At 47.5% G+C, this 6,652-nt stretch carries 3 protein-coding genes; 1 reads left to right on the top strand and 2 read right to left on the bottom strand.

Annotated features, from left to right (window positions below; all coding sequences use genetic code 11):
* The coding region (locus QUA44_RS20635) for a DUF4347 domain-containing protein (RefSeq protein WP_333253809.1) at positions 1–3,938 on the bottom strand (3,938 nt) is incomplete at its 3' end.
* A 450-nt stretch (positions 3,939–4,388) separates the two neighbouring features.
* Positions 4,389–5,267, bottom strand: coding sequence for an inositol monophosphatase family protein (locus tag QUA44_RS20630; protein ID WP_333253811.1), 879 nt, complete (start codon positions 5,265–5,267; stop codon positions 4,389–4,391).
* A gap of 306 nt (positions 5,268–5,573) precedes the next feature.
* On the opposite strand from QUA44_RS20630, the gene QUA44_RS20625 reads away from it, so the two are divergent.
* On the top strand, positions 5,574–6,509 hold the full coding sequence (locus tag QUA44_RS20625) for an NAD-dependent epimerase/dehydratase family protein (protein ID WP_333253813.1): 936 nt from the start codon (positions 5,574–5,576) through the stop codon (positions 6,507–6,509).
* Positions 6,510–6,652 lie beyond the last annotated feature (143 nt).

The raw sequence follows: 6,652 nt of genomic DNA, 5'->3' as shown, positions 1-6,652 counted from the left end.
GTCGGAGTGACAGATGTCGTCGGAGTCGGAGTCGGAGTGACAGATGTCGTCGGAGTCGGAGTCGGAGTGACAGATGTTGTCGGCGTTGGAGTCGGAGTGACAGATGTTGTCGGCGTTGGAGTCGGAGTGACAGATGTTGTCGGCGTTGGAGTCGGAGTGACAGATGTTGTCGGCGTTGGAGTCGGAGTCGGAGTCGGAGTCGGAGTGACAGATGTCGTCGGAGTTGGTGTTGGCGTCGGCGTCGGCGTCGGCGTCGGCGTCGGCGTCGGCGTCGGCGTCGGCGTCGGAGTTGGCGCTACATCGTTATCTAAGATCGCCACTGTCACCCCTGGCACCACAACCACATTATACTTAGCATCACCCCCGCTCACACTGTGAGTAATATTACCGCTGTGCGCCCCTTCCACAACCGTATCATCAACAGCTTTCACCATAACGGTTTGAGCGACATTCCAATTATCCGCAGTGAAAGTCACAGGCGCGATCGCCTGAATCTGATTACCTGTTGTGAGAGTGATAGTTACAGGGGCGATCGGCTGGCTGTTGAGTTTGACTGTATAACTGCCATCCGCCCCGCCTTCTGTAGCAGTTGTGTTCGTCGCAGAAATGCTGACACCTACTGTGTCGTTGTCGGTAATAGCTACATTGACATCCTGAATTGCCGTGCCGCTATACTTAGTGTCGGTACTGGTAACAGTGTGAGCGATCGTGCCGCTGTGCGTACCTTCGGCTTTGCTATCGTCGGTAGCGGTGACTGTGACTGTTTTGGCAACATTCCAATTCGTGCTGTCAAAGGTAACAGGCGCGATCGCATTTATTTCACTTCCGGCATTAAAGTTAATGGTAACAGGGGCGATCGGCTGTGACGTTAACTTGATGTCATAGCTGCCCGCCACGCCACCTTCTGTAGCAGTTGTTGCCGTGGGAGTAATAGAAATACCAGCGGTATCATTGTCCTTATTGGTAATGCTAACATCCGCTACATCTAGGTTGTAACTCGCATCGGTACTAACAGCAGCCCCCGTGACTATTTTGTAATCAATATCGCCGTCGGCAATGCTATCCTCAACCCCTGTTACTGTTACTGGTTGCGCTGTATTCCAGTTAGTCGGAGTGAAAGTTAAGCTATTAGTCGAAACTGTTCCCTCGGCAACATTGTCACTGTTCAAACCGATAGTAACATCAGCAGCCGGCTGAGTATTCAAAACCACAGTAAAGTTAGCCTTGGTGCCATCTTCACCAGTAGTTAATCCCGCAGTCGGATTCACCGTAATTCCCGGAGTTTCGTTGTCACTGTTGGTGACGGTGACATCATCAGGATCGAGGTTATTGAAATTAGGATCAGTGCTGACAGCAGCCGCCGTGACTATTTTGTAAACTAGAGGCCCATCAACTACCACATCGTCAACACCAGTCACTGTTACTGTTTGCAGTTGATTGTAGTTAGCGGGAGTGAAAGTTAAGCTATTAGTCGAAACAGTTCCTTCAGCAACATTGGAACTGCTTAAGCCGAAAGAAACGTCAGCAGTGGGTTGAGAGTTGAGTTTGACTGTAAATTCTGCCTTGCCACCGACGACTTCACTTGTAGTTAATGCTGTTGGGTTAATAGTAAAGCCAGCTTTGTCATCATTAGTAATAGTTGTGGTAGCGGTAGCAGTGGTAATGGTCGGTGTTACGCCTGGGCTGGTGGGATTGGAAAGGGTGACGGCAATGGTTTCGTCGGGTTCAACTTGGGTGTCGCCTAATACATCGAGAGTAATGGTTTTGGAGGTTTCATCGGCGGCAAAATTAATTGTGCCAGTAGCAGCAGTTGCCCCTGAAGTGCCGCCGATGTTGTTGTAATCGCTGACGTTGGTAGCTGTTCCGGCGATCGTATAATTGACGCTACTTGCCCCGCCACTGTTGCCGCTGCGAGTAGCAGTGAAAGTCAGAGGCTTTGTGCTGCTATTACCTTCAGAAATGCTGGCAGTACCGGCGGCAATGGCATAAGAAACAGTACCGTTAGCAGCAATAGTTAGTGTTGTTTGTTTGGCTGTACCGGCAACGCCACCGGTGATTGTGCCCAAGTTGAGGATTGCGGTTTCGGCGTTTTCAGGGAGATTGTCAGGCTTGATAGTAACTGCAACATTCTGGGTGAAAGTAGTAGTGCCGGCGGGGAATATAACAGTTGTAGGGGAAATAGTGTAGTCTGAATTTTGGGTGGCACTGCTGCTGGGGTCGATCGCAATTGGTACAACTACATCGCCCAAGGGAGTGCCGCCGCTGAGGGTGACGGGAATATTAACTACTGTGTCTGTTGTTCCTTCTGTACCGCTGTAAGTGGCACTACCAAAATTAACTGTATTGGGTGTATTTAGCAGAATCGAAACGTTGTTAGTCCAATAGTTCGACGTGGCTAGGTCAAGATTCCCATCCGCATTCAAGTCTGCCGCAGTGACAGTCCAGGGATTTGACCCCAAGCTATAGTTGGCGGCAGGGCTAAAAGTACCAGTGCCTGTCCCCAACAGAACCGAGAGGTTATTAGCAACAGGGGTCGAGCTGCTAACACCGTTCGCTGTAGCTAAGTCAATTTTGCCGTCTGCGTTAAAGTCACCTACTGTCACGGAACGAGGCCCTGTCCCCACAGGAAAGTTAGTGTTAGCCCCAAAGCCACCTGTGCCATTCCCCAAGAGCACGGATACATCATTAGAACCTTCGTTGGCCGTGGCTATGTCAGGGTTGCCATCCCCATTAAAATCTTGCACAGCAACAGAATAGGGGTTTGTCCCCACACTAAAACTACTGGCAATGCCAAAGTTCCCCGTGCCTGTCCCAAATAGGATCGAAACATTGTTTGAGGTAAAGTTCGCCGTAACTAGGTCAAGTTTTCCGTCTTTGTTAAAGTCGCCTACAGCTATAGACTGGGGTCGTGTCCCGTCGATCATCCAGTCCGCCCTACTAGGAAAGATACCTGTACCTCCCCCTAACAGAATAGAGACATCGTTTGAGTCACTGTTGGCTGTGGCTAGGTCAATGTTGCCATCTCCATTGAAGTCGCCGGACGTAACTGACCAAGGACTCGACCCGACGTCCAAGTTGGTAGCTGTACCAAAACTGCCTGTCCCTGTTCCTAACAAAATTGAGACGTTATTACTCAGCCAGTTGGCAACGGCTAGGTCAAGCTTGGTGTCTCCATTAAAGTCTGCTACCGTGACAGCAAAGGCAGCAGTTTGTCCCACAGGAAAATTAGTGGGACCACTAAAGCTGCCTGTACCTGTCCCTAGTAGGATAGAAACGTTGTTATCGGCACGATTCGCCACGGCTAAGTCAGGCTTGGTGTCGCCGTTGAAGTCTCCTACGCCGACGAATTGCGGTTGATTCCCCGCGCCAAAATTAGTCTCCGCACCAAAAGTATTCAAAACATATTCGTAACCTGCTAATACTTCTGGTGCAAATACCAGCGGCGTTTCTATTTTCCCGGTTCTGACTTCCAGTTCCCAGTCGCCGCCTTTGGCTACACTTCCCGTGAGGTTTTTGGAAGCTGCAACCGATGCCCCGGTTAACTCACTCAAGCGTTTGACAAATGCTTTACCTGTCTCGCCTGCTGCTACTGAGCACCCGTACAAGAGGATATTAGGTCCATTTTTGCCGATCAAGTCGGTTCGTGGCGAAAACCACTGCTGTAGAGAATCCCGATCGCACTCTATATCATCTAAACTCAAGCTACCGTCGCCGAGTTGCAAGCTGCCGGGAGCACCGTGAGAAACTATGTGAATGCTGTCAATATTGGTACGAAGAGCTAAAATTTGAGTAATTTGGTTGATCGCATCCCGGTTCCCATCCAAAACCACTACTTCCGTACCCGGTGTTACCCCCGCGACTAAACTTTGATAATTTTCAACTTGAGTGTCGATAAAGGCGATCGCACTTCCTGAAACTTGATTATTTAAATTTAGCATAATACACCTACTGGGGGTTAAAAAAAGACAATGATTTCCCTGTTTCGCGACTTGCATCCGAAACTCTTTCTGAAGGTTATAGCAACCATAACTGTTTTTTAAGATACTTTATATAAAGTTTTCCGTAAAAACACTTATTTAATTAAAGTTTTGATAAAGATGGGGATATTTATTAAGTAATATTGCGGAAGAGCTAGCGCGAGGTGGATGCAATAACACAAAAACAATTCAATCGCAAGTGTAATGAGACTGAGATATTAAGAGCGGGATTTTTGATACATATGTGCGATCGGGTTTATGTATGCTTTTAGCGCGGGACTGACGCACGGGTGGTCAGAAACCGGGTTTTTGCCCAGAAGACGCGTTACAGCCCGCAGAAACAGGAAAAAACCCGGTTTCTTGGCTTTTGATGCGTCCTGAACCGACCAAATTATTTAAGGGCGATCGCACTTACTTCAAACTCCCATCTATCTCTGCTAAAATCCCCTCAGCATCCCCGCACAAAGCATCGTGACAGCAACCGTTACTCGCCAACAATCCCCCCCACTGACTGACATCTCCCCGGTTATATTGCAAAGCAGAACCATCAAAACGAGTAAATCGGCCGCCCGCCTCCGTCAAAATCAATTCCGGCGCCGCCAAATCCCAATCCTTCGGCGCAGACTTTCCCGAAAGCGCAATATAAACATCAGCCTTTTGTTCGACAATTGTGGCTATTTTGCAGCCGATGCTACCGACAGCCAGTTGATTTTGGCAGGGAAATTTGTGCAATAGTTGATTTAGGCGATCGCCTCGGTGACTGCGACTGGTTACTATAGATAAATCTGCCACTATATTTCGCGCCGAAACCTGCAATTTGACCGCAGAACCGTCCCGACTTTCCCCAAAAGCACCCGCATCGCGGATTGCGTAATAAATCTTTTGCTGTTGGGGCCAAGCTACAACTGCCAATACCGGTCTTCCCTCGAAGGCTAAAGCAATGTGAACAGCAAATTCACCTGTCCTATCAATAAAATCTCGCGTTCCATCCAAAGGATCAATAATCCAAACCCAACTTTCAGGTAAGGGAATTTGACCGTTTTTTTCTAAATAAGATTTGTAAGTTTCTTCACTGAGATAGCCAAATTCTGCATTCCCTAAAGCCGACTGCAATTCGTCGAGAATGTAAGAATTGACAGCGACATCTGCCGCAGTAACTGGGCCGTCTTTTTTCTCTTGAATGTCTAAGTTTGGAGTATTGGAATCCTGCCGATAATAGGATTGTAGGATATCTGCTGCGCCCCAAGCCGCCGCCCGCGCAATTTCGCTTAACTTTTCAAGATTTTTCATTGTTTAAACCGCAGGTAAACGCTGATACAAGTACAAAGAAACTATGATAATTAACCCAATTTGTAGATACTGTGTTTTTTTTTCCTTACCTATTTAATGAGTCCTCAACTGTTAAGTAGGTGGGTACAAATAAACATTAGATGGGGAGGGCGGGTTTTGCCTTGATCAACTGGCTGGTATCATAGATTTTTAGCTAAACCCGCCCCTACAAGATACTATTGTTTTTTGGCAATGACCTACTTAGTAAAGCAAGATACTCGCTTTATTGTAAGATATTTACACTAACTATAAGGAGCATCGAAAATAATGCGAATTTTAATGATGGGCGGTACTCGGTTTATTGGGGTTTATCTTACTAAGATTTTAGCAGCACAAGGGCATGAGGTGGTGTTGTTTAACCGGGGCAATAAGCCTGTGCCGGTTGCGGGGGTGAAACAGATTTTGGGCGATCGCACAAATGTCGAACAATTGCAAGAAAAATTATCGGCGGTTGAGTTTGATGCGGTTTTTGACAACAATGGTCGGGAACTGAGCGATACAAAGCCCTTAGCTGAGATATTTAAAGGGCGGGTGCAGCACTTTGTTTACATGAGCTCTGCGGGGGTTTATTTGAAATCCGATCAAATGCCTCATATTGAAGGGGACGCTACTGATCCCAAAAGCCGACATTTGGGTAAGTGCGACACGGAAAATTATTTGGCCGAGTCCGGTTTGCCTTGGACTTCGATTCGCCCGACTTACATTTATGGCCCTCAAAATTATAACGATTTGGAGGCTTGGTTTTTCGATCGCATTGCGCGCGATCGCCCGATTCCGATTCCTGGTAACGGGATGCACTTCACGCAGTTAGGGCATTGTCAGGATTTGGCGGTGGCAATGGCGGCGGTTTTGGGCAACTCCAGGGCGATCGGGCAAATTTATAACGTTTCGGGCGATCGATTTGTCACCTTTGACGGTTTAGCCCGCGCCTGCATCCAGGCGATCGGCAAATCGCCCGATGCTATCAAAATTGTACACTACGATCCGAAACAATTTGACTTCGGTAAAAAGAAAGCTTTCCCGATGCGATTGCAGCACTTTTTTGCCTCAGTTAATAAAGCTGTTACCGAGCTTAACTGGCAACCGGAGTTTGACTTAGTGTCGGGATTGAAAGATTCATTTCAGAATGATTATGTAGTTTCGGGAAGGGACAAAGCAGAGATAGATTTTTCAGTTGATGATGAGATTTTGAAAGCTGTTTAAAGTAAAATAGGACTTACTCGCGCTCACATCAGAAACCCGGTTTCTTAGTATATTTATCGTTACTGTTCGTAAAACTCGTAGAAACCGGGTTTCTCGCCCATGCGCCTAAACCATGTTAAATAAAAGTAAAGTGCGCCCATAAG

The sequence above is a fragment of the Microcoleus sp. N9_A2 genome (genome assembly GCF_036701775.1).
GTDB lineage: Bacteria > Cyanobacteriota > Cyanobacteriia > Cyanobacteriales > Microcoleaceae > Microcoleus.
Note: the sequence above shows the minus strand (reverse complement) of the source record. Positions and strands in the feature narration are given on the sequence as shown.